Source organism: Bacteroides sp. A1C1, from assembly GCF_004328515.1.
In the GTDB taxonomy this organism is placed as follows: Bacteria; Bacteroidota; Bacteroidia; order Bacteroidales; family Bacteroidaceae; genus Bacteroides; species Bacteroides uniformis.
The window spans coordinates 3,007,664-3,031,480 of the sequence record NZ_CP036491.1 but is presented as its reverse complement, the minus strand read 5'-3'; the positions used below and the strand labels follow the sequence as shown (position 1 = coordinate 3,031,480).

Below are 23,817 nucleotides of genomic sequence, written 5' to 3'. Positions count from 1 at the left end.
AATTAGTCGTTGTTGTTCAAAAAAGTACCGGTATTACCAGTAAGGCCCATCATTATTACGGCTGTGCACCATCGTCAATCCAGTTGCCAATCAAAGACTGCATATCAGATGAGGTTATCATCTGAGAATGGTCTATACGCCAATCCGAGCTGATGTCCGTACCCAATATGAGATGCAAGACACTTTCTGACGCATTACCGGGCATAACCCTCATTTTACCGTCCACCGTCGTTGAAGCCCGGTTGACCAGATCAGCATGGCTATGTCCTTCCAGCAGATTCAAGCCACCACCCGGAGTGGTGCTAAGACCATGGCAAGCCGTACAAGTGGCATTGAATATTTTTTGTTGAATGGCATTGTACATACTTGCATCAACTGTTCCTGCATCCATAAGTATAGTATCAGCGATTTCAGTACATTCCATTGCCACCAAACTGACAATGCGCTTCCTCAACTTATTGATTACACATAGCTCGACAGTTGTCACCTCATCCGTTATGCCGGACATTGTCAACTGGATTTCATCATTATCCGATTCGGATGCCGGAACAACCTTTGAAACAATGGCATAATCGCTTTCATCATCAAATCCTGCCACTACCACACTATAGTCGCCCGACCACTTATCCACACCACTAATCCGGCCTGTCATCTTCACTGTGCGTCCTTCACCCGTGGCCACAACGGCATTCTCATAAATTCTCCCCTCATCGCATGCATGCAGACCTATAAGAAGCACGGGCAGAAAAAAGAAAAGAATGTATTTTTTCATAGACGAATCCTTTCCTGACTTCATTTAGAATGTATATTGAAGCATCACCGTGGCAGAGTGAGTGGCCAGACCTAAATTATCATTATCACGGTCGAGCTGCGTGTCGTGTCCCCAACGGGCTACATACTGATACATTGCCTGCAATTTCAAGTTGCATCCTCTGAAAAAGTAGTTCATACCTACAGCAGGCATATTCAGGAAACCGTCGTCATCCGTACCGTTACGATTGAAGATATCGTAGCGTGCGGCAAGCTGTAGGCGGGGAGCGACAAAGTAACCACCTTGCACATAACCGCCTAAAAAGCTATACGATTCATTTATCTTTTGCCGTTTGGTGAAACCTACATTCATATAATAAGCTTCAGCCGCCAGATAGAGCTTGTTCTTCAACATAGCAAATTCCAACCCCACACGGGTATCATTGGTACTCTCATTTTCACTCTCCACATTGATAGAACCCGAAAGACCGAATAATATCTTATCCTCGTTCAAACGGTTAGGATTACCTTGTGTGGAAGGCATCACCCCCTTGGGCATATAAGTCAGACGTCCGGCATACAGCAATGAAGGGATATGCCAGTCATCACTCATCGTCTTTGAAGCTGTATTCACGGAAGCTCCGGTTCCATTGAACAAGCCGACTTCATAACCGAACTTATCTGCCACCAGACCGTGAACTTCAACACCCAGGTCAAATCCCGTACCGATATTAGGCGTCACGGCATTCAACGAATAAGGCAAAATTACAGAAGACGTCAGAGAAACCGGCAACTGGGGAAGCAGTGTTTCGCCAAGAGTTGTCAGATAGGCATGCGAGAATGGAGTCTTGAACTTTCCGACACGAATCGCAAATTGTTTTTTCAGCTGTACATCGAACCACGCCTGCTGTAACAGCGCTCCTCCACTTGCAGCAGCATTGATGGACAGATTGAAAGCCACTTTTCCAAAAGCCTTGCCAGTAAAGCCAAGTACGGCATAAGGAATGGAAAAACCCGAATTGGCAATATTATCTTGGTTATAAGCCTTATCCAAGCCTTCATCATCATACCAATTGAAATTAGCACTCGTTTGTACCAACAGATAAGGCTTGAAAACAAAGTCACCTTTCTTTGTTTCAATGGTAAAACCTTCTCTTCCGGCCAATGACACTACACCATTCTCCGTATCTTCCTCATGTTGCGCCATAGCGGTCAAAGGCAAAACAGCCAGCATGGCGACATATAAAAATTTCTTCATAATTACTTTTTATATAAAGCTTATTAGTTCTAAAGTGAATTTAAAAATGCAATCAGGGCATCACGGTCATCCTTGCTCATGTTCTTAAAGAGATTTTTCGATGCTTCTCCCTCTCCCCCATGCCACATTATGGCTTCAACAAGATTGCGGGCACGGCCATCGTGCAAGAAGTAGGTATGTCCGTTTACCTTTTCCTGAAGCCCGATACCCCAAAGCGGAGTAGTGCGCCATTCATTGCCACGCGCCAACCCACTTACATAGTTATCATTCAGACCGACTCCCATAATTTCGGAGCCCATATCATGCAGCAAAAAATCCGAATAGGGGTGAATTGTCTGACTTCCCAACCATGGCAAACGGGTACCGTTCAACAGCACGGAGCCCCGAGGCTTGGTATGCAACGTGGTGACATGGCAAAGATGGCACTTGGCTTTATAGAAATTCTGTTCTCCCCTTATCACCTGCGGGTCATTCACATTACGCCGTGCAGGAACACCAAGACTCTGCATATACAAGTCAACATCTTCCATATCTTCTGTAGAAACATCCAACTGGGCATAAGAAAGCCCCATCATGCTGCCTTGATTCACCTGGGCCTGCCCCTCGCATATCTCTTCCGGATAGCGGCTATTGGTAACACCCATATCACTTGAAAAACCAAGTTCAACAGTCAAATCCGCATGTTGAGCCTTATTTCCCGACAGCCCCAAGCTTCTCACACCACGTTCGGTAATGTAATTGCAACGGCCACTTATACCATACTCCGGATAATTACTTTTTGCAGCAAGCGCTTCAATCTCCGTAGGTTCCAAAGCCATCATTTGCCCCATACCGACATGTCTCAACGGGATACGCACCGTACAGAACATATCTTCAGGCTTTATACTGTCAGCATACCATTCGGATATGGAATAAGCCGGTCTGCAAAGTTCATACTTCTCTCCGTCGGGAAAGGTAAAAGTCTCATAAGTATACTCCACAGAAAGCTTTCCCTCCGGTTTCACTCCATAAATGGCCTGGTCATGGAGAACACGGCCATAATCCTGAAAAAACGCACCATTCTTGCGGCTTATATAAACCAGCATCGAGGAAAACCCGTAACTACCCGATCCGCCTTCACTCCACAGCGTCGGTTTGGTACGGCCGGCATTACGATGACAACTGCCACAAGAATACCCCGCATAGACTGGGCCAAGCCCCCCTCCCATGCCATTGCTACTCGTACGCACATCATCGTAAAGCCCGTCACCATCATTAAAGCGACTGTTGTAAACACCCGACACCCAATCTGCCGGTGAATCATAGGCCTTGGATGAATTCATGAAGATTGTGGACGTTCCGGCAGACAGAGCGTATCCTTCAGGAATCTCTATATCCAACACGTCAATCCCATCATCATCACAAGCAGTCAAACCTGCCGACAAACAAAGGAGAAGACATGAATATCTCATTAAATGATTCATCATCTTTATCTACTTTTTAATAATGGCATATCCAAACATGCCAAAGAAGTAAAGGCAGGATTCTCCAAATCCCCCCCTTTACTTCTTGAGTATTGTTTATAAATAATTCTTATTTAACTGTACGAGGCTTGCCATCCTTGAAAAGCAGGAATTCTAAAGTATGGAATCCGCGTACATTTTGGGCAGATTCAACTTTTGCATCATCATCACCCTCGCTCCATTCCAAATCGCCCCATTTCTGGGAATTCAGAATCTGGACAATGGCGTTCTGGTCCAAAGGCCAACTATCCATATTCGGGTCAAGCCCCAGCTCATCCACCGGCCCAAATAGGAACGCCTCACTTTCCTCCCAAGGTTCACGGGCTGTTATCCAAGCATTGCATGCCGTCTCAAAAGCACTGTTAGAGGGATTGTTGGCAAGAGCCACCACAGCGTCATACAGCGTACTATTCTTCTCCTTCAAATCCTTATAGGTAGGCAAAACCACAACATTGACATAATTTTCAACAATCGGGTCAAGTGCTTCATTGCTGTTAATGGTGCTATTGTCCCTGATATAAGGTTTCAACTCCTTATCCAATACACTTTCCAGTTCTTCACAAGCCTTGATAGCCGCTACCGTTTCCTGACTGTTGATATTATTACGGAAAGGTTGGGGAATAGCCTGAATAGCCGATGCTGCCGTAGTGATAGCTGCCGACACTTTCGTATCCAACTCCGCATTGGCTCCAGCCACCAATTTTGAAATTGACTTGTCGCTCACCTTACCGTCCAAAGAGCCGTAATAGGCATTGCGGATTGAGTAAATATTATTGGTATAATCATCACGGGAATGCCAGCTATACCATGACTCAACAGCATAGAGGGCCTCTGTAACATTGTTTGCCATATATTTATTATATGGATCACCAATCTTCGTCTCACCTACCTCATTGGAGATTTCAACACAACCGTCGATAACCTGCTCTATACAGTTCCAGGCACTTGAAAAGTTATAGGCACCATTATGAGCTTTGAAGGAAGTTGCAAAACTTGCCCCACCCTTATAACTCGTATTCCAAGAATCATAAAGATTGGTGGCATCTGTCTTCAACAAAGCCGCCACATTTCTCATGTAGTTGTGCCAACTTGCTGCATTCCCCGAATTATACTCAATGTCAGCAGGATTAACTGTACTGTTGTCATCATCATCGCTACAAGCAGTAGCCGTAAATGCCAGCCCTAATACCAAAGCTGTCGCATAAAAGAAATTTTTCTTCATTTGTATAAAATTAATTGATTACTATTCATCTACTTCTTGACAAACCAACCGATATAGGCAATACCGATCGAAAACTCATTTTCACTATTATACTTACCAGTTCCAAAAACCTTGTTTGTTCCGATTTGGCGGGTGGTGTAATCAGCCTTTACCACCAGATTAGGCAAGGCATACCAATTCAATCCAGCAGTCCACATGCTTACTTGACAACGTTTCTCCATTATCTGGCTGGCCTCTCCCTTTTCTTGCGGATTATAATATTCATAACGTGCAAAGGAGTAGATAACCGGAACTTTCCTGTTTCCTTTGAAGAAAGCGCTGATATTCAAACCGGCCTCGGCTGCATAACTGACTACATTCTTTGCAATGGGGGTTATACGGCTGTAAGGAGATTTATTCGACAATTTGGTATTTGCCTCACTAAGCTTCGCTGAATTACCCAAATTTCCGTATACCATATTGGCACGGGCAACCACATATTTATTACGGTATTGGGCATCTGCCGTATAGATTCTTACCGGAATCTTACCGGTAGACGAATAAGTATCCGCTTTGTCAGAATTGGAACCGGCATCAGCGCAGTAATAGAACGAAGCACCTATACGCAACCCCGGAACCCCCTTATAGTCCAAACGAGCCACATAGCCCGGTGAAGTAAAATTGTCTTCTTCAAAGATGCCTTGTTTGCCACTTGCTATCCAGGTGTTACGGTCAAAACCATTGGCATTCAGACCGGCCACTATCATGGCCTGATAATCAAAGCTGGCATATCCTTTTCCAAAAGAACCAAAAAACTCGAGTCCGTTTTCATGCCACGTAGAAGGAAGGATGGTTGTCTCTCCTTCTGGCCGATAAGTTCCAAAGAAATTGATTGGTTCATGATGGGCGTTGGTCAATCCTACCGGGACAATGATGTGACCGGCACGTATGTTGAATTGTGGAACAATTAAACGGGTAATGTGGAATTGCTCGATAGCCACTTCGCCACCCTTTTCCACCTCCGTTTCATACTCACCGTTTTCCGTATTCTCAAGTTCATAAGCAGTACCCGTACCACCGGATTCAAACTCGATTTCAGCACCGAGTATCCATTTGGAATTGAACTTGTAATCCAGAGCCAACACGAAACGGGGTATAGAAATTGTATTCCTATGTTTGTCTGGATTGCCTTCAGGCGCACCATAGAAACGGTTAATACCATAATCCTTAAAACTTGCAACCATTTCTCCGTATCCACCGAAACGGAATTTCTTGTAGTTGTCGCCATCATTCGCTACTTTTTCCTTTTTCTCTTTGTCTGTTGAAATTTCCGTACTCTCTGCTGCAGAAGTAACTTTTTCAGGTTCAGCAGCCTGCAAAGCATTGGCAGAAAGCAGAAAACATAAAACGAATAAGCCTGTTAATTTTCTCATCTTTTATCTTAAATTTTATTGGGGCAAAGGTAGAGGTAGTTAAAAAGGAGAACAATACCTAAAAATTACGAAAAGAAGAGAAAGAGTAACCATTAGTAGGTAATGGCAGATTTATAACAACAAATAAAGATGAGAAAGGAGGGTAAGTGGTAAAAAGGACTATTAAACAGACTGTAAGGCTACTTATATTTAAACGCCAGTATATAGTACCCTATAAATGCCACCCCCAACAAAACAAACGAGACAAGGAGCAGGAGTTTGCCGAATGCATAATACAAGCCCCAAACACTGCCCAAAAGCACTAACAACAGAATGATGTTCATCACCCGGGTAAGGCGTATGGCAAACAAATATTGAACAGCCGCATTGCGCTCGGTGACCCGAATAGGGAAATTGATGAAACGGACGGGAAGATACGCCAATCCCCCCATCAAAAGGAAACAGAAAATGGAACAGCCACCCATCACCCAGACGGCGGGCAGCAGGGCACCTTCTCTTTGGGTATACAGCCAGTAAATGTAATCCACGTAACGAGCACGATAAGCAGGGCCGTACCTTCCAGAATACGGTCAATCACAGTGGGTTAAAAACGGACATTAGGGCAATTCTTGCCGGAATAAGGACCAAGATTAATCATACTATCTGCGATTTAGAATCTGTTATTACGAATCCTCCTCTGCTTTCTCTTCAGACGGAGGAGGATTCTTGGACTTCTTCATCCGCCCACTCTTCCGCAATGCTTCAGCGATAATCCACTGAAGCTGTCCATTGGTACTACGGAACTCGTCGGCTGCCCATTTTTCAATGGCATCCATCGTTGCAGCATCCACACGGAGGACAAAGCTTTTGGTTGAAGTTTCTTTTTTAGCCACTATTTATTTACTATTTAACAATTTACGATTTACGATTGAAGTTACTTTGATATAACCAAGTACCAATCAAAGAGTATTCTGCTTGCCCCGCACGAAGGAGGCAATGTCATCCATAACATATGCTGGGACGGGCGAAGCATGGCTATACTCAAACGGAGTCGCCTTGCCGCTGCCTTCCTGCAACAAGTGATTCAATTTCGGATAAGATTTGAAATATGCATTCTTGCAGCGCAACAAACCGGAACGCCATAAACCGAAGTCTTCCATAGTCACCTGATAATCTCTCTCCCCTTGAAGAACAAATATAGGCAGCTTTAGTTTAGCGGCAACTTCCACCGGTTTGTAAGCATTGGCAAACAGCCAATATGAGCGGGGCTGCCCCAATGGCAAGGAAATCGTTTCATCAAACTCTTCCGTACCAAGCTTTTTGACATTAGCCAACTGTTGTTTCAGTTCATCAAGTTGAGCCTTTACATTGACTGAAGAATCCGTCAAAGAAGAGGTATAATAAAACTGTTCCTCAAGAGCATCTTCAAGCGGTCTTGCCAGCCCGGCAAGGATAATGATACCTGCCAAACCTTTCGAACGCCCGGCAATACGGGGAGCCAATGTACCTCCCAGGCTGTGCCCCAACACATACACACTGTCAGGAGCCAGCTCGGGCAAAGCCCTTACCTGCTCCACTATGGCAACGGCATCGTCCACGGCCTCAGTATCATAATCGAGTTCGCGACCGGCAGGAACGCAAGCCGCACCATATACCTTTGTCCGTTTTTCATAGCGGACGACAGCAATGCCGCGTTCCGCCAATCCCCAAGCAAGGTCACGGAAAGGCTTGTTGGGACCTATCGTCTCGTCACAGTCGTGAGGACCGGAACCATGTACCAAAATAACACAAGGAACCCTGCATGCATCCGGGCCGACTGCCCGCTTGGGCAAAGTCAACGTTCCGGGAAGCTTGTAACCGTCGGCTCCCAGCGTAATATCCCTTTCATCCATTTTTGTCTCATCATAGGCTACCGGTTGAGCAGTGCTAACAGCAGGAGCAGGGACCAGCCTGATTGTATTCAGTGCCCCGTCAGCATCAAAAGCCACTAGAAAGCGGAGATTATAACGTTCAAATTCCACATCGGAATAATAGATAGTAATTCCCTGGACAGAATCGGTCTTCCATTCTCCTTTTGATATGGATTTACCAAACATTTTCTCTGCTTGCCGGAAAGAATCATTAAAGAATGCCGGAGCTAGTTTCTCCTGCAACTCCCGGTTCAATGCCGCATGGATACTGTCACCTTGCCCTGCCACAAACAATTCATAAATGTGCTGCGCGCGCGCAGTATTCGCATCTTGTGCAAAGCCCCCATATACATTGCCCAGCAAGAGCAGTATAAGAGCCCATCGTCCTATAACCCCCATCTCTTTCATCCGTATCCTTTATCAATGGTTCAACGTTCCCGTATTGACTACCGGTTGAGCAGCCTCATCCGCACAAAGCACTACCAACAGATTGCTGACCATTGCCGCTTTCTTGTCTTCGTCCAGTTCAACAATTTCTTCTTCAGAAAGTTTATGGAGCGCCATTTTTACCATAGAGACTGCCCCTTCCACAATCTTCTCGCGTGCCGTAATAATGGCAGATGCTTGCTGGCGACGCAGCATCACAGCGGCAATTTCGGGCGCATACGCCAGATAGTTGATGCGGGCTTCCACCACTTCCATACCCGCCATGGCCAGGCGTTCATTCAGTTTCTGCTCCAGCTGTTCATTGATTTCCTCACCGCCCGAACGAAGTGTCAACTCTTCCGTATCAGCCTCATTATCATCATAGGCATACTGACCGGCAACCTGACGAAGAGCGGCATCACTCTGTATCATGACGAAGTTCTCGAACGCATTCATACGGTTGGCCACCGCATTGCCAAGGCTCACCTGGTTGGCATTACCCGCTGTCGGAGCGGATGCAGCCATTGTTTGTGAATCAATCTCAAACATGGCTTTATAGGTGTCCTTCAGCTTCCACACCAATACCAGCCCTATGAGAATAGGATTACCAATCTTATCGTTCACCTTTATCGGCTCCACATCCAGGTTGCGTGCACGAAGCGAAAGCTTCTTCTTATTAAGGAATGGGTTTACCCAGAAAAAACCGGTCTCTTTGAATGTTCCCTTGTATTTGCCAAAGAACACCATAGCACGCGCCTCGTTCGGCTCCAGCTCCATATAGCCGGCAAACATAATGAACCATACCAGGCACAGACACACCGAAAGGATCAAGGTAGGCACAGAAATGAGAAATCCAAAGATTATCACCGCCGTAAGCACTACCAAATGAAGGAACAAGGCCAGAAAGCCATTCATCTTGAAACCACTGAAACCACACTCTTTTGTTTCCATATTCTATAAATTTAATTGATATCATAATGATATCACAAATATATCAATTAAATTTAGAGAAGTACAAAGAAACAAGGAAGTTAACATATCGTATTAAGGATTATTAAGAACATGTATTCCCAGTATATAAAAATTCCGCTTGAGGGTCATAACTCACCCTCAAGCGGAAAACTTTTTTTTGACTCTGTCAGTGATGTATCAAGGCTGAATGACAAAAGACCGGCGCAGCAAATCAGCAGTTTGCGAGCTACCGCCCACCATCAGTTCATAACTGCCTTCGGAAACGCACATGGTATTGCTTTGCGAATTCCACCACACTAACTCTTTATCACCCAAATCAAACTCTACATCGACCGTCTTTCCTGCCGGGATATGTACCCGCTTGAAAGCACGCAATGCCTTGCTCGGTCCTTCGAAATCATCGTTTTTCTTCAAATAGACCTGCACAACCTCTTCACCGTCACATTTGCCGGTATTGGTTACGGGAACACTCAATCTCAATTTCTCACCGGACTTTATATTATCCGAACCAAGCACCACAGCGCCATAGCTGAAAGAGGTATAGCTCAATCCATGACCGAAGGGGAAAAGCGGTTCCTGGGTCATATAACGGTAAGTCCGCCCCGTCATGTTATAATCCTCAAAATCCGGAAGCTGTGACACATTACGGTAGAAGGTCACCGGCAAGCGTCCTGCCGGATTGTAATCACCGAACAATACTTCGGCTACAGCCGTACCACCTGCCTGACCGGGATACCAAGCCTGCAGGATAGCTCCACACCTCTCGGTTTCCGGCTCCAGGCCGATGGGAGAACCCGAACAGTTCACCAACACCACCTTTTTGCCGGCACGGTGCAAGGCGGCAATCAGTTCCCGTTGGACAGCAGGCAACTCGATATCCGTACGGTCGCCTCCTCTGAATCCGGGAAGCTCAACGCCCATCTCCTCGCCTTCGAGGTTCGGAGAGACTCCTCCCACAAAGACCACGACATCAGCATCCTTTACACGCTCCACAGATTTCTTCACATCCACTTCATTCTTAAATCCAAGGTCAAAGTCCAGCTGTGCATCGCTACGGAAATATTCAAAATCCAATTCAACGTCATACGTTTTTCCTGCTTGTACCTGCAAAGTATAAGCACTCTTCTGCCCACCATGCTGATTAGAGAATCCTCTCACTTCCTCTCCATTTATCCGCAATCTCCCTGAGCCATAAGCATAGATGTCAAAAACGACCTCTCCCGACTGGTCGGGAGTGAATACGCTGTTGTAGGTAGCCGAGAAGTCGGTAAGGTTCACACCCGGAGCAAAAACCGTGGCACCGGATGTACAGAAATGGAAAGGAGTGGTCACTTGGGCAGTAGTGACTGGCTCACCGTCACGAGTCACGTTATTCCAGTAACGTGCAGTAAATCCGGGTTTCCCGTCGGCAGTCTTGCAACGGTTGAAGACGCTCTGTATCTGAGCTCTCTCCACCCATCCGCAGCCTTGTTCATAAATAAGCCGGTCATCACTCCCCAAAGCTTTTCTAATTCCGTCCAGAATGGTAACTGTGTGCGGAGGCATACCGTTATAATTTCCCCATTGCATCACAGAATCATTGGCATTCGGACCCATCACGGCTATAGTCAGACCTCCACGCTTCAACGGCAAGGAATTATCCTTGTTCATAAGCAGTGTCATTGACTTGCGCGCCATGTCGAGCGCCAGAGAGTCGTGTCCAGCAGAAGCCACCACAGAAAAAGGAATGCCGGTCCAGGACACCTTCTCCGGCTCGTCCATTTCCCCCAAGGCAAAGCGGGCCGTCAAAAGGCGTTTGACTGCTACATCCACTGCTTTTTCATCAATCTTTCCCTGCTTCACCGCTTCTACCAGGACCTCGTAACTCGAACCGCACTCCAAGTCAGTTCCACTCAGCACCGCAGCCGCCGAAGCGGACTCCGCATCAGGATGCGTCTTATGACCATTATCTCTGTAAAAATCAGCAATAGCTCCACAGTCCGAAAGGACAATACCGTCAAATCCCCACTCATCGCGCAGAATCTGCATCAGCAAGCGGTCGCTACCGCAACAAGGATCACCCTCAAAGCGGTTGTAGGCACACATCACCTCCTTCACTTTTCCTTCTTTCACCAAAGCTTCGAAAGGAGGAAGATAAGTTTCATACAAATCACGGGGCTTGATATTTTCCGCATTAAACTCATGGCGGTTCCACTCCGGACCGAAGTGTACGGCAAAGTGCTTGGCACAAGCATGCAACTTGTCATATTTTCCATCGTTCGTGCCCTGCAAACCCTTTACAACCATCACTCCCATACGGCTGGTCAGATAAGGGTCTTCCCCATAAGTCTCTATACCCCTTCCCCAACGGGGGTCGCGGTAGATGTTCACCGTAGGCGTCCACATCGTCAATCCTTGATAGCGTTCACGACTTCCCTGAGATGCATAGTAGGCATTCTTGGCACGGGCCTCATCGGATACGGCAGTAAATACCTCGTATACAGTCTCCGGCGAGAAAGATGCCGCCATACCAATCGGTTGGGGAAACACTGTGGCCAGCCCGGCACGCGCCACTCCATGCAACGCTTCATTCCACCAGTTATAGGGCTTGATGCCCAGACGTTCCACCGGTTTGGAGCTGTCCATCATCAAGGACACCTTCTCTTCGAGCGTCAGTTCCTTCAGCAAAAGTCCGGCACGCTCTTCTGCCGGCAGAGATGCATTCTTGTAAGTAGCCTGCCCGCATCCCGACAATAGGAAGAGTGGCAATAGGTAAAGAAGTTTCTGTGTCATCATGGTTTTATATTAATCGTTGTTACAATCGCTTGTATCACAAAGATAAATATTTTCTCCCAATTGCCAACACGCAATAAACTTCTTATTATAATCTTCTCTGAATATCCTCGTTACTGTTCCGCTGCCCCTTGCTACGTATATCTCCACCGAAAGTATAGGATACACCGATACGGAAACTGGTAAAGGAGAACTGGTTATCTGCAATTATCTTCAGCCCGTTGGACATGGTTTCCAATTTGGAATGGCTGACAAACAGATTGTTGACATTCAGGCTGAGGTTGAGCTTATTGTTCAACAACCGGTAAAGCATACCTGCACTGACGCTGTAAGTGGGACTCATCAGATAGATGCCCTGATACTGACGGGAAGAATAGGAACCGGACAACGTGGCCAGAAGAGTCTTCTTTTCATTGAAGAAGAAAGTGTTGCGCAGACTGGCGTCATAAGCCCATCCTTTCTCCTCGGGAGAGGTGGTGACAGCGCTGGAGGTAGTCCGGCGATAGCTCACTCCATGCTGGGCGTAAGCTTGCAGCCATTTGGTACGGAAAGTGTACGAATTGTTAAGCCCGAAAGCATGCGTCTTCATGAAATTCTCCCAAAGGAAAGAAGTCACATTCGTTTCGGCATCCAAGTCCACAACCTGGAAGAATACATCGTCCGAATAAGAATAATAAGCGGAAACATTGAAGTTGTTCTTCAACGTATATCCCAGTTCTGCATTGTAAGTGTAGCTGGGTTTCAAGTCCTCACGTCCGCAGGCATACGTATATTTGTTCTGATAGAACGGAAAAGGATTGACCATATTCTGCGACGGACGGGAGATGCGGTTGGAGAAACTGAAGTTCAGCGCATGCCCGTCTGTAGGCGAATAAAGCAGATAGACAGTAGGGAACAAGCGCGTATAGTCGTGCTTGTCCTCCGTATCCTTCGCTTCGGAAATACCGGTAGTGCGGGTGTGCTCCATACGCAAGCCCAACTGCATGGAAAAACGTTCGGAATATTCACGGCTATAATCAGCATATAAGGCATAGATTTGCTCCTTGTAACGGAAATAATCATCCTGCACCAGCGTAGGGTCCGACGTATCGTAATTGATACCGTTGCGAGTGTTGGTAAAGGAGACCTTGGCACCTGCCGTTATCTTGTACTTTTCAAAAGGAAGGATGAAATCAAGAGCGGAGGAGACTACATCCACCTTGCGATGTTGCAGATAGTTGTAGTCGAAGTTTGTACCCGGAATCTCCGTACCGTCAGGCAGGAGGGTTTTCGAGAGAAAGCCCATATTTTCGTCCCGGTTGTCACGCAGGTAATCCACATCCCAAGTCATTTTCTTGCCTTTGTCATCCCAGACCTTATCGGTATGAAAATTCAGATTGAGGCGGTCGGAACCGGTATCCTTGTCACTGTTGGAGTACAGCAGAGAATCCAGTACGGCAGTAGAGGCATCGTAAACTTCCGTCCATGAAAGGGCGTTGCTCGGTTTGGGAGCACTGTGATTATAGATGGCCTGCATACCTGCACTCCAGTCCCGTTCCAACGATACATCCACACCTCCCTGAAGGTAGAAGCTATTCATGTAATTGGTGTAGTCGGCACGGCTGTTCCAGGTGTTCTGCGGAAAATAGCGGTAATTCTTCTCACGCGTCTCATAGTTGCCCTGCGTAGTACCCCCGTTGAGAAAGGATGACACGCGCCCCTTGCTGAGGTTCAGGCTTACCCCGCCATATCCGTAATTGTCCTTTTCACCAGCGCTGTAGGAAGCGGAAGCCGTACCACCCACGTAATCTTTGGGACGTGACTTCAAGCGAATATTGATGATGCCTGCATTTCCGGCGGCATCGTACTTGGACGGAGGCGTGGTAATCACCTCCACCTTCAGTATCTGGGAGGCGTCATAGGAACGGAGGTAATCTATCAGTTCATCTCCCGACAGCTTCGTCTCACGGTCGTTGATATAAACCTTGATGCCCCCTTTACCTATAATACCAATGCTGTTTTGTCCAACCTGCAGACCGGGCACTTCACGCAGAAGGTCGAGTGCACTGCCACCGGCAGAGGCTATGGTATTATGTGCATCGAATACTACCCTATCTACCAGACGCTTGATAACAGGACGCGCGGCCGTAACGGTCACTTCGTCCAGCAAGGCGGAAGAAGATTTCAATGTCAATTCGCCAACGTTTTTGTTTCCTCGCAGCACAACGGGAACGTAGAGGTCTTCGCTGCCGATAAGGGTAATGTGCAACAAGTATTCTCCCAGTGGCTGGTCAAAGGAAAAACAACCTTGCGTGTCGGTCAGCATACCGGTAATATAGGCACTGTCTTTTGCCTGCTTCAGCAGCACATTCGCCACCTCTACCGGTTGGCGGTTCTCGTCCTGCACACAACCGGAAAGCCGGTAAGTCTGGGCGGAAAGGAAAGTGGCCATACTTGCCAAGGCCATCCATACCATCACTTTTTTTCTAACGTTGTTCAGTAGATTTTCTTTCATTATGCGTTTGATTTCAATGTTTTACTCTTTGTATTTCGCTGAAACAAAGATAGGGGTAAAACATGCCTCAAACAGTCTATACCAAGGAATAAAAAGTCTATATCCTCGAACCACGAATCACTACATATCAACGTTTTAACCTTACAACACTCTATATTATACCTTTCCCGGTCTATATGCTCTTTATAAACTCTACGATGCCCTCTTTCTCCTCCATCCCCAGCTTCTTGCGGATATTCGTCTTTCGCTGGTAAATGGTGGGAATACTTTGTTGTGTCACCACACTAATCTCCTTCGTCGAGAAGTCCGCACAGAGCAGGCAGCAAAGCTGCTTTTCTTTGTCAATGAGCACATCGCCAAAACGGCTGTCCATCTTTGTGTAGAAGTTATCATACATCCGGTCTATGATAGGGTACAAGTCCTCCCATACCAGCAAACTCTCTACCGGCAGTTCATGGCTGGTAATACCCGAAATGCGGCGAAGCAGCTCCTGATTCTGTGAGGTAGGTTGTTTAGCCACCAGCCGTATCATGCCTAATTGCTGCAACAGTATTTTCCGGAAAAACTGTCCGTCTTCCTCCTTCGACTGGTTCTTGGTCGCATCTTCCAACAGCCGGGTCAGTGTTTCCGCCCGTTCTTCCGCTTCAATCAACCGGTTACGCCGGTTACGGACATAAAGGGACACACCGCCACCTGCAAGCACCAGTACCAACAGTGCCAGCAACAAATTCAACTGTGCCTGCTTCCGTTCCACCGTCAGAATCAAGTTGGCTTGCGAAAGCGTCTCCTTCGACTCATCCTTACGCCGGACGGTACTCTGCAACGCAGCAAGAGCATTGGCTACAGAATCATTATAACGTGCCACGTCCAGCACATCAAACGTACGGTGACGTGTATAATCTATCAATGCCCTATATACTGCCACCATATTCTCTTCCGTCAGAAACCGGTTCCGGCCCTCGCCACGTTTCCTCTCCTTATTCAAATAGTATTTCGCCGAATCAAGCAGCCCTTCTTTCAAGAACACTTCCACTTTCACCAGATCTCCCATACGCAACTGCACCGGGTCGACGACATACTGCTCCATACGACGAATAGTAGCTATCGCACCGGAAGGTTCATCAAAAAGGTAAGCCTGCATCTGGGCATAGTTACGCAAATAATGCACTATCTTACTGGTATCTCCTGCTTGCACAGCCAGTTCTATGCTACGCTCCATGTAGTAAGGTGCAGAATCATTCTTATTCAGCCCCAGGGCAATACCCATGGAGAAGAAGTTCTCGGCCTTTGCGTCCAGAGCTATGGCAGCATGGAAAGTTTCTATGGCTTTCTTATAATCTTTCCACACGTACACATACCAATATGCCTTATCACTCAGCATATCTGCCATTTTTCCGGTGTCCTGCAAGGCTTTGGCAAGAGCTATGCCACTGTCAATGGCAGCTATACACTGTCCGTGCTTTTTCAGCCAATGCCAATACCAGGCCTTCAGTTGGTAGGAGAGCAGGTTCTTCGCCGTGTCGTCGCAAAAAGCATAATAATCGGAAGCAGGCAATATCAGGGAATCTTCCGTCATCGAGTTTCGCCACTTATAGTGTACGTACGCATTCAGCCACCCATACAACAGCCTCTCTTCACCCGAGAGCTGCGAGGGTTTCTCTATCTGTGACAGCAAAGCATAAATACTGTCCACATTCATTTCTACTTGTTCTTCTGCCAGATGCAGCAGACGTACATCGTTCATCTGCCGACAGGAAACGAGGCACAGCAATGCAAACAACAGTCCCAGGAAAGGTAATCGATTCATATATAGGAGATGTGTTTTCAGACAAAAGAACATTTTTTTCCTTATGTTCTTATGTTTTTGTTCTTATGTTCTTCTGTCTAAATCATTTTTATTCAATCCGTCAAACGCAGTTATCAACTGCCTGCAACCGCAGCTTCCAGTTGCTTCAGCGCCTGCTCCAGCACCGAACGCGGACAGCCGACATTCAGCCGCATAAATCCCTTACCCGGTTCACCGAACATGGTGCCGTCATTCAGTGCCAGATGTGCCTTGTCTACAAATAGTCCCACCAGTTTCTCCTGAATCAGTCCCAATCCCCGGCAGTCCAGATAAATCAGGTAAGAAGCCTGCGGACGTATCATGCCGATGCCCGGAATATGCTCGCGCAGGTAGTTCTCCGTGAAATCGATATTACCCTTTATATAGTCCAGCAGCTGTTCCAACCATTCCTCACCATGCATATAGGCAGCAGCCGCACCGATATAGGCCAGCATATGCCCTTCGCTGAACTCGCCCGCTTCCATGAACTCCTGAAAACGGTGGCGGATGTCCTCATTGAGGATAATGGCGTACGAACTTCCCAATCCCGGCATATTGAATGTTTTGCTGGGTGCCATGAAGGTGAGGGAATTCTGCGCAGCAGCCCCCGAAACAGTAGCAAAAGGATGGTGTTTGTAAGGCGGCAGAGTCAAGTCGGCATGAATTTCATCGGAGATGACAAACGTATGGTTTTCCATACAAATATCAGCAATCCGGCGTAATTCGTCCATCGTCCATACACGCCCGCCCGGGTTATGGGGATTGCAGAGAATCAATACTTTGCATCCTTGTATATCCTTACGGAAACGCTCAAAGTCAATCTGATACTGTCCGTCTTTCAGGTCGAGCGGAGAGTAAACCACTTCGCGCTTCATGCGTTGCGTCACCAGGAAGAAGGGATGATAAACGGGAGTCATCACCATTACCCGGTCGCCGGGATTGGTGAAGCATTGCAATGCGAAGGCTTGACCGCGGACAATGCCGGGTACAAAAGTCAGCATCTCGCGAGTGACGTCCCAACCGTGGCGACGACTGAGCCAGCTACAAATGGAAGTATACCATTCCTCACACGCAGACGTATAGCCCAGCACTTCATGTTCAAGACGCTTCCGCAAGGCTTCCATCACAAACGGGGGCGTGCGGAAATCCATATCCGCCACCCACATGGGGAGGAGGTCATCGCGTCCCCATACACTCTTCACACCGTCCCATTTCACGGAGTCGGTACCACGGCGCTCTATTACTTCATCAAAATTGTAAGTCATATGCTTGCTTTTTTACTTGTAGTTTCACAAATCCAACGCATCAATTTGTCTTGTTTTTATACGAACCATTACCGCTGCCTTATTTTTGTAAACAATAATCATATCGGGAAAAATATAAATACCGCCACATCCCACACTGCATGAGACAAGATAATAGCGGCAAAGCGGTTCGGAAAGAAACGGTAAAGCGCACCCCATGCCGCTCCCACCACCAGAGCAGCCATGACCAGCATGAAGTTACAGGAACCGGCATGCACCAGTGCATAAATCAAAGTAGCCACCACAAAACCCGCATTCGGATTCCAGCGTTTGGAAAGCGTGCGTTGCACATAGCCGCGCCAGAAAATCTCTTCCGCCGGCCCTATCAGCAACAGCAGCAATGCCGCCAACAGCCAAGGAGACTCTCCCTCTTTCATCCCATAAATGGAGTCCACCTGCGGACGGGCAAAATCGAACATCCAAGATGACACCTTGTCTCCCAACCAGAAAACGCCCCACAAAGCAACAGCAATGCCAATTCCCAGCAAGACATTCGGCAAGTTCCACTTCACCTCCCGCCACCAGCCGGGATTGAACAAGGTGGCAAACACGGACAGCGTGAGCGCAGAACCAGTCATCATCCACCAGAAATTCACGAAAGGAGCCGTCCAAGGCGAAAACATGACTGTCCACAGCACGGCAGCCAGCAGAATGGTAAAAATCAGCTTCTTCATGACAGCAAACCGGCTACAACGAACGACAACGTGAACAGCAGACTGAACAACAACTGGAGTTTTGCAGTCATCTCATCCAGACCGGCTATGGCACTTTCTCCCTTTCTGGGAAAACGGGACACCACCCGTACATTGCCTATGGCAGGAACCAGTGCCGGCATCACCAGCAGGGTCCATAAAGGAAGAGTTCCCACAGCTATCAAGCCGGCTATCCAACCAAAAGGAAAAAGGACTTCGGCACAATAAACGTACATCGACGCCTTTCCTCCCAGCTTCATGGCCAGTGTCTGAATCTCTGCACGGGCATCGGTACGCATATCCCGTGTATTATTGGCATGCAGAATGGCCACCGTAATCAGTCCCACCGGCAGAGCTATCCACAAGACATTCCAGTCAACTACTCCCGTAGCCACATAGCAGGTGCCCAACGTCGGCAGCAAGGCATACGCCAAAAAGATGACGACATCGCCCAACGCACGATACTTGAGCGGTGGATAAAGCAACGAGCAAGCTGCACCGCCTATACCTATATACAACAGCGGCAAGCCGGTACGCCACAACAAGCCGATACCCGCAACAAGGGCAACTGCCAGCAATGCCATCGACAAGCGGTATATCTCACGCGGGGTAAACATCCCATCAGTCAGTGTCTTGGCGCCAAAGGTATCCCTTGCATCGACCTTATGCTTATAGTCAAAATAATCACTCCAGGTATTCCCGGCAGCGTGAAACACAATGATGTTCAACAATGCCCAGATACCGTTCACCCAGTTTATGTCCTGCCGCATCCAATACAGATATGCCAACGTCACCACCACCGGCATCGAAGAGGCGGGGAATGACCACGGACGCACCGCTATCATCCAATCTTTCAAAGAATGTTTCTTCATTTGTTATTTATCATTTATTTGTGCACAAAAGTACGAAATATCTTCGCTTTTTTAAGTAATTTCGCGCACAAGATAAAAGAACCCCTTATGATAAAAGCTCTGTTTTTTGACATCGACGGAACCTTGGTCAGCTTCAAGACCCACGAAATTCCCGTTTCCACTATTGAAGCGTTGACTGCCGCCAAAGCCAAAGGCATACATATCTTCATTTCTACCGGACGTCCACGCGTCATCATCAACAACTTGTCTGCCTTGCAGGAACGGAATCTGATAGACGGCTACATCACGATGAACGGCGCCTATTGCTTTGTAGAAGACACCGTTATCTACAAAAGCCCCATACCGACAGCGGAAGTGGATGCCTTGACAGCTTTCTGCCACGAACGCAACATCCCATGCATCCTGGTGGGAGAGCACGACATCTGCGTGAACCAGCCCGGCGAAGTAGTGGAGGAAATCTTCCATCACCAATTGAAAGTGGACCCCATCGAAGCAAAGCCCTATACCGACAGCCATGCCGACAAAGCCTTCTTCCAGCTGACTCCCTTTATCAACGCCGAGGAAGAAGCAATCATCCTGCCCGCCGTCCCCCACTGCGAAATGGGCCGCTGGCATCCCGCCTTCGTAGACGTGACAGCCAAAGGAAACACCAAGCAGAACGGTATCGACCAGATTATCCGCCACTTCGGCATCAAGCTGGAAGAAACCATGGCCTTCGGCGACGGAGGAAATGACATCAGCATGTTGCGCCATGCCGGTATCGGTGTAGCCATGGGCAATGCCAATGACGACGTGAAAGCTGCCAGTAACTACACAACCACTTCTGTTGATGAAGACGGTATCGCCAACGCCCTGAAATATTTCGGCATAGTCGGGAATCCATCATAAATCTGAAATCTTTTGAGCTTCGTTCCCGATACCCAAAACAAAGAGTTTCAAGACGCCTTGAACCTCATCCAGTATACCCGTCAGTCCGTATTCCTGACGGGCAAAGCAGGTACGGGCAAATCGACCTTCCTGAAGTACATCTGCGCGAATACAAAGAAAAAGCACGTGGTGCTTGCACCGACCGGCATAGCCGCCATCAATGCCGGAGGCAGTACCCTGCACAGCTTCTTCAAACTGCCCTTCTACCCCCTGCTGCCCGACGACCCGAACTTCAGTCTGCAACGGGGACGCATCCACGAATTTTTCAAATACACCAAACCCCACCGCAAACTGCTGGAAGAGCTGGAATTGGTCATCATCGACGAGATTTCCATGGTACGCGCCGACATCATCGACGCCGTAGACCGCATCCTGCGCGTCTATTCCCGCAACCTGCGCGAACCCTTCGGTGGCAAACAGATATTATTGGTGGGCGATGTGTTCCAGTTGGAACCCGTCGTCAAAGGAGATGAACGGGAGATACTGAACCGATTCTACCCTACCCCCTATTTCTTCTCTGCCAGAGTGTTCGGCCAGATAGACCTTGTCTCCATCGAACTGCAGAAAGTATACCGGCAAACGGACAGCAAGTTCATCCATGTGCTGGACCACATCCGCAACAATACCGTCGGCTCTACCGAACTTCAGCTGCTCAACACCCGCTATGGCACCCAAATAGAGCAATCGGAAGCCGACATGTACATCACCCTCGCCACCCGCCGTGATAATGTGGACTACATCAACGACAAGAAACTGGCGGAACTTCCCGGTGACCCGGTCACCTTCTACGGCGAAATCATGGGAGACTTTCCCGAAAGCAGCCTCCCCACCTCGCAGGAACTGGTACTGAAACCGGGCGCACAAATCATCTTCATCAAGAATGACTTCGACCGCCGCTGGGTGAACGGCACCATCGGCGTCATCAGCGGCTTCGACCCTATTGAAGAGACCCTCTACGTCATCACCGACGACGGCAAGGAATGTGACGTCAAACGAGAGTCGTGGCGAAACATCCGCTACAAATACAACGAAGAAAAGAAACAGATTGAAGAGGAAGAGCTGGGTACCTTTACACAATATCCCGTGCGCCTGGCATGGGCCATCACCGTCCACAAGAGCCAAGGGCTGACCTTCAGCCGGGTAGTCATCGACTTTACCGGCGGCGTGTTTGCCGGTGGGCAGGCATACGTAGCCCTCAGCCGCTGCACCTCGCTGGAAGGCATCCAGCTGAAAAAGCCCATCAGCCGTGCCGATGTATTCGTGCGTCCGGAGATTGTCAGTTTCTCCGAACGCTTCAACAACCGCACCGCCATCGACCGTGCCTTGAAGCAAGCACAGGCAGACGTTCAATACGTTGCCGCCGCCAAAGCCTTCGACAAAGGGGATTTCGGCACTTTCCTGGATGAGTTTTTCAAAGCCATCCATTCCCGCTACGACATCGAGAAGCCCAACGTGCAGCGCCTCATCCGCCGGAAGCTGAACATCATCAACCGTCTGAAAGAGGAAAACCGTGCACTAAAACAAGCAGCATTGGAGAAAGAGAAAGCCCTTGTAAAGTATGCCCGCGAATACATCCTTATGGGTGACGAATGCCTGAAGCATGACATGAAGGAGGCAGCCATGAAAAACTATGAGAAAGCCGTCACCCTCTGTCCCAAATTCAAAGAGGCCTGGAAGAAGATAAAGAAACTGGAGAAAGAGATGCTAAAAAGGTGAATCGCTTGTTTATAAGCCGATTATTATCTATTTTTGCATGTAATATAAAACTCAAATCCATTTCCGCCATGCTTCTGAAACTTTATGAAAAAAATAACAATCCCGCCGACCTGCAGCAGGTGATCGACCTACTGAATGACGGAGGTATCCTTATCTACCCTACCGACACCATGTATGCCATCGGCTGCCACGGACTGAAGGAGCGCGCCATCGAGCGCATCTGCCGCCTCAAGGACATCGACCCCAAGAAGAACAATCTTTCCATCATCTGCTACGACTTGAGCAAGGTCAGCGAATACGCCAAAGTGGACAACAGCACCTTCAAGTTGATGAAGCGTAATCTGCCCGGAGCTTTCACCTTCATTCTGAACGGCACCACCCGCCTGCCCAAGATATTCCGTAACCGTAAGGAGGTCGGCATCCGTATGCCGGACAATTCCATCATTCAGGAAATAGCCCGCCTGCTGGATGCTCCCATCATGACAACTACATTGCCGCATGATGACAATGAGGACATTGAATACTGCACAGACCCGGAACTGATTGACGAGAAATTCGGTGATATTGTCGATTTGGTAATAGACGGCGGTATCGGCGGTACGGAAGGCTCTACCGTAGTGGATTGCACCAATGGGGAGCCGGAAATCATACGCCAGGGGGTAGGCTGGCTGGACGAAGGATAAATATTGAATTCCGGCCACAATTTCCAAACCTTTTCAACTTCTTTTATGTTTCTTTACTAAGAAATACAGGAACTTTATGAGCACAAAAGAACAATACTGGAAATATTCATTGATAGCTATCATTATCGGGCTGGGAATCATTCTTTTCAGACAAATAGCCCCATTCATGGGCGGTCTGCTGGGAGCCTTGACTATCTATATCCTGGTGAGAAAGCAGATGATGTATCTTTCCGACAAGCGGAAAATGAAGCGCAGCATAGCTGCCACCCTCATTACAGCAGAGGCCATTCTCTGCTTTCTGGTTCCGCTTGGGCTGGTGGTATGGTTGGCTGTGGTCAATCTTCAAAACATCAATCTGGACCCGCAAGCCATTATAGCTCCTTTCGAAGAAGCGGCCAACATCATTAAAGCCAAAACCGGCTACTATATCTTGGGGAAAGACACGGTGGCATACGTCATTTCAATTCTTCCCCGCATCGGGCAAGCCATCATGGGAGGTATCAGCAGTTTTGCCGTCAACATCTTCGTACTGGTCTTTGTACTCTACTTCATGCTGATAGGGGGCAAAAAGATGGAACAGTACGTCAACGACCTACTGCCGTTCAACGATGACAATACACAAAACGTCATCCACGAAATCAACATGATTGTCCGCTCCAATGCCATCGGCATCCCCTTACTCGCCGTCATACAAGGAGGAGTAGCCATGATAGGCTACTGGATTTTCGGTGCTCCCAACATATTGTTCGCCGGTTTCCTGACCTGCTTCGCCAGCATCATCCCAATGGTAGGAACAGCGCTGGTATGGTTTCCGATAGCTGTCTACATGGCATTGATAGGCAACTGGGTTCAAGCTATCGGGCTGGCCATCTATGGCGGTGCAGTCATTTCACAGCTCGACAACCTGATACGCTTCATCATCCAGAAGAAAATGGCAGACATTCATCCGCTTATCACTGTCTTCGGAGTTGTAATCGGCTTGTCCCTTTTCGGATTCATGGGTGTCATCTTCGGGCCACTGCTCTTGTCACTATTCTTTCTGTTCGTGGATATGTTTAAAAGAGGGTATTTGGATACAAGGGGGAAGATGACGGAATAAGT

General features: G+C 47.9%; 19 protein-coding genes. 4 read left to right on the top strand and 15 right to left on the bottom strand.

Annotated elements, in window-relative coordinates; all coding sequences use genetic code 11:
• Positions 1-55: 55 nt before the first annotated feature.
• From EYA81_RS12215 to EYA81_RS12145, 15 genes are all read right to left on the bottom strand, one after another.
• The gene (locus EYA81_RS12215; protein ID WP_008665536.1) at positions 56-772 is read right to left on the bottom strand and encodes a hypothetical protein; all 717 of its coding nucleotides are present in this window, start codon (positions 770-772) and stop codon (positions 56-58) included.
• Positions 773-796: 24 nt separating this feature from the next.
• Positions 797-2,008 carry a porin gene (locus tag EYA81_RS12210; protein WP_087332953.1) on the bottom strand — a complete coding sequence of 404 codons (1,212 nt, stop codon included), beginning with the start codon at positions 2,006-2,008 and terminating at the stop codon, positions 797-799.
• A gap of 29 nt (positions 2,009-2,037) precedes the next feature.
• On the bottom strand, positions 2,038-3,471 hold the full coding sequence (locus EYA81_RS12205) for a di-heme oxidoredictase family protein (protein ID WP_034523352.1): 1,434 nt from the start codon (positions 3,469-3,471) through the stop codon (positions 2,038-2,040).
• Positions 3,472-3,580: 109 nt separating this feature from the next.
• Positions 3,581-4,732, bottom strand: a complete 1,152-nt coding sequence (locus EYA81_RS12200) for an imelysin family protein (protein WP_117680609.1) — start codon at positions 4,730-4,732, stop codon at positions 3,581-3,583.
• A gap of 29 nt (positions 4,733-4,761) precedes the next feature.
• The gene (locus EYA81_RS12195) at positions 4,762-6,144 is read right to left on the bottom strand and encodes a hypothetical protein (RefSeq protein ID WP_131225846.1); all 1,383 of its coding nucleotides are present in this window, start codon (positions 6,142-6,144) and stop codon (positions 4,762-4,764) included.
• 179 nt (positions 6,145-6,323) lie between these two features.
• Complete coding sequence (locus EYA81_RS12190) at positions 6,324-6,671, bottom strand: hypothetical protein (RefSeq protein WP_227186378.1); 348 nt, start codon at positions 6,669-6,671, stop codon at positions 6,324-6,326.
• A 135-nt stretch (positions 6,672-6,806) separates the two neighbouring features.
• Positions 6,807-7,016, bottom strand: a complete 210-nt coding sequence (locus tag EYA81_RS12185) for a hypothetical protein (RefSeq protein WP_005835322.1) — start codon at positions 7,014-7,016, stop codon at positions 6,807-6,809.
• A 66-nt stretch (positions 7,017-7,082) separates the two neighbouring features.
• Entirely contained in the window at positions 7,083-8,441 is a 1,359-nt protein-coding gene (locus EYA81_RS12180; RefSeq protein WP_131225844.1) for an alpha/beta fold hydrolase, read from the bottom strand.
• Positions 8,442-8,453: 12 nt separating this feature from the next.
• Positions 8,454-9,410, bottom strand: coding sequence for an SPFH domain-containing protein (locus tag EYA81_RS12175; protein ID WP_016272575.1), 957 nt, complete (start codon positions 9,408-9,410; stop codon positions 8,454-8,456).
• Positions 9,411-9,608: 198 nt separating this feature from the next.
• Entirely contained in the window at positions 9,609-12,203 is a 2,595-nt protein-coding gene (gene xyl3A, locus EYA81_RS12170) for a xylan 1,4-beta-xylosidase (RefSeq protein ID WP_131226434.1), read from the bottom strand.
• Between the two features lie 88 nt (positions 12,204-12,291).
• Complete coding sequence (locus EYA81_RS12165; protein WP_131225843.1) at positions 12,292-14,697, bottom strand: TonB-dependent receptor domain-containing protein; 2,406 nt, start codon at positions 14,695-14,697, stop codon at positions 12,292-12,294.
• 172 nt (positions 14,698-14,869) lie between these two features.
• Entirely contained in the window at positions 14,870-16,504 is a 1,635-nt protein-coding gene (locus tag EYA81_RS12160; protein ID WP_131225841.1) for a hypothetical protein, read from the bottom strand.
• Between the two features lie 113 nt (positions 16,505-16,617).
• Positions 16,618-17,787, bottom strand: a complete 1,170-nt coding sequence (locus tag EYA81_RS12155; protein WP_131225839.1) for a MalY/PatB family protein — start codon at positions 17,785-17,787, stop codon at positions 16,618-16,620.
• Between the two features lie 98 nt (positions 17,788-17,885).
• The gene (locus EYA81_RS12150) at positions 17,886-18,500 is read right to left on the bottom strand and encodes a CPBP family intramembrane glutamic endopeptidase (protein ID WP_131225837.1); all 615 of its coding nucleotides are present in this window, start codon (positions 18,498-18,500) and stop codon (positions 17,886-17,888) included.
• The gene (locus EYA81_RS12145; protein WP_131225836.1) at positions 18,497-19,390 is read right to left on the bottom strand and encodes a prenyltransferase; all 894 of its coding nucleotides are present in this window, start codon (positions 19,388-19,390) and stop codon (positions 18,497-18,499) included. The genes EYA81_RS12150 and EYA81_RS12145 overlap by 4 nt, the downstream gene beginning before the upstream one ends.
• A gap of 87 nt (positions 19,391-19,477) precedes the next feature.
• Between EYA81_RS12145 and EYA81_RS12140 the strand changes: the two genes are divergently transcribed.
• The 4 genes from EYA81_RS12140 to EYA81_RS12125 all read left to right on the top strand — a co-directional run bounded on the left by EYA81_RS12140 (position 19,478) and on the right by EYA81_RS12125 (position 23,815).
• Entirely contained in the window at positions 19,478-20,278 is an 801-nt protein-coding gene (locus EYA81_RS12140) for a Cof-type HAD-IIB family hydrolase (RefSeq protein WP_131225834.1), read from the top strand.
• Between the two features lie 12 nt (positions 20,279-20,290).
• A complete protein-coding gene (locus EYA81_RS12135; protein ID WP_009037121.1) occupies positions 20,291-22,033 on the top strand; it encodes an ATP-dependent RecD-like DNA helicase in 1,743 nt (580 codons plus the stop codon).
• Positions 22,034-22,101: 68 nt separating this feature from the next.
• Positions 22,102-22,716 (top strand): L-threonylcarbamoyladenylate synthase, encoded by a 615-nt coding sequence (locus EYA81_RS12130; RefSeq protein WP_022401749.1) that lies wholly within the window; start codon positions 22,102-22,104, stop codon positions 22,714-22,716.
• A 76-nt stretch (positions 22,717-22,792) separates the two neighbouring features.
• The gene (locus tag EYA81_RS12125) at positions 22,793-23,815 is read left to right on the top strand and encodes an AI-2E family transporter (RefSeq protein WP_131225832.1); all 1,023 of its coding nucleotides are present in this window, start codon (positions 22,793-22,795) and stop codon (positions 23,813-23,815) included.
• Positions 23,816-23,817 lie beyond the last annotated feature (2 nt).

What these genes read in the sequence shown, in the direction of transcription:
- EYA81_RS12175 (WP_016272575.1), bottom strand. Translation starts at nt 9,410, where the DNA reads ATGGAAACAAAAGAGTGTGGTTTCAGTGGTTTCAAGATGAATGGCTTT.
- EYA81_RS12155 (WP_131225839.1), bottom strand. Translation starts at nt 17,787, where the DNA reads ATGACTTACAATTTTGATGAAGTAATAGAGCGCCGTGGTACCGACTCC.
- EYA81_RS12130 (WP_022401749.1), top strand. Translation starts at nt 22,102, where the DNA reads ATGCTTCTGAAACTTTATGAAAAAAATAACAATCCCGCCGACCTGCAG.
- EYA81_RS12200 (WP_117680609.1), bottom strand. Translation starts at nt 4,732, where the DNA reads ATGAAGAAAAATTTCTTTTATGCGACAGCTTTGGTATTAGGGCTGGCA.
- EYA81_RS12180 (WP_131225844.1), bottom strand. Translation starts at nt 8,441, where the DNA reads ATGAAAGAGATGGGGGTTATAGGACGATGGGCTCTTATACTGCTCTTG.
- EYA81_RS12125 (WP_131225832.1), top strand. Translation starts at nt 22,793, where the DNA reads ATGAGCACAAAAGAACAATACTGGAAATATTCATTGATAGCTATCATT.
- EYA81_RS12195 (WP_131225846.1), bottom strand. Translation starts at nt 6,144, where the DNA reads ATGAGAAAATTAACAGGCTTATTCGTTTTATGTTTTCTGCTTTCTGCC.
- EYA81_RS12165 (WP_131225843.1), bottom strand. Translation starts at nt 14,697, where the DNA reads ATGAAAGAAAATCTACTGAACAACGTTAGAAAAAAAGTGATGGTATGG.
- EYA81_RS12205 (WP_034523352.1), bottom strand. Translation starts at nt 3,471, where the DNA reads ATGAATCATTTAATGAGATATTCATGTCTTCTCCTTTGTTTGTCGGCA.
- EYA81_RS12210 (WP_087332953.1), bottom strand. Translation starts at nt 2,008, where the DNA reads ATGAAGAAATTTTTATATGTCGCCATGCTGGCTGTTTTGCCTTTGACC.
- xyl3A (WP_131226434.1), bottom strand. Translation starts at nt 12,203, where the DNA reads ATGACACAGAAACTTCTTTACCTATTGCCACTCTTCCTATTGTCGGGA.
- EYA81_RS12145 (WP_131225836.1), bottom strand. Translation starts at nt 19,390, where the DNA reads ATGAAGAAACATTCTTTGAAAGATTGGATGATAGCGGTGCGTCCGTGG.
- EYA81_RS12150 (WP_131225837.1), bottom strand. Translation starts at nt 18,500, where the DNA reads ATGAAGAAGCTGATTTTTACCATTCTGCTGGCTGCCGTGCTGTGGACA.
- EYA81_RS12215 (WP_008665536.1), bottom strand. Translation starts at nt 772, where the DNA reads ATGAAAAAATACATTCTTTTCTTTTTTCTGCCCGTGCTTCTTATAGGT.
- EYA81_RS12160 (WP_131225841.1), bottom strand. Translation starts at nt 16,504, where the DNA reads ATGAATCGATTACCTTTCCTGGGACTGTTGTTTGCATTGCTGTGCCTC.
- EYA81_RS12140 (WP_131225834.1), top strand. Translation starts at nt 19,478, where the DNA reads ATGATAAAAGCTCTGTTTTTTGACATCGACGGAACCTTGGTCAGCTTC.